General features: G+C 60.2%; 1 protein-coding gene. It reads left to right on the plus strand.

Annotated elements, in window-relative coordinates; genetic code table 11:
- A partial coding sequence (locus J5M56_RS25430; RefSeq protein WP_207938115.1) for an AI-2E family transporter occupies nt 1-440 on the plus strand: 440 nt, incomplete at its 5' end.
- Between the last annotated feature and the right edge of the window lie 7 nt (nt 441-447).

Consider the following 447-nt stretch of genomic DNA (forward strand, 5'->3'; position numbering starts at 1 on the left):
ATTACATACGTGGCAAAGGCATCGAGATCGTGATTTGCGGCGGCGTGACCTACATCGCCTTCATCGCGCTGGGCCTGAATTACGCGGCGCTGCTGGCGTTGCTGGTCGGTTTGTCGGTGGTGGTGCCGTATGTCGGTGCGGTGGTGGTGACCGTACCGGTGCTGCTGATTGCGCTATTCCAGTGGGGCTGGAGCGACCAGTTCATCTACCTGATGGCGGTCTACGGGATCATTCAGACGCTGGACAGCAACGTGCTGGTGCCGTTGCTGTTTTCGGAAGCAGTGAATCTGCATCCGGTGGCAATCATCTGCGCGGTGCTGTTGTTTGGCGGGTTGTGGGGATTCTGGGGGGTGTTCTTTGCGATCCCGCTGGCGACGCTGTTCAAGGCTGTGCTCGATGCGTGGCCGCGCAAGGAGCCGGTGGTGGCGCCGTTGCTTTAGCGGTTGA

The sequence above is a fragment of the Pseudomonas sp. 51_B genome, from assembly GCF_017491595.1.
GTDB lineage: Bacteria > Pseudomonadota > Gammaproteobacteria > Pseudomonadales > Pseudomonadaceae > Aquipseudomonas > Aquipseudomonas promysalinigenes.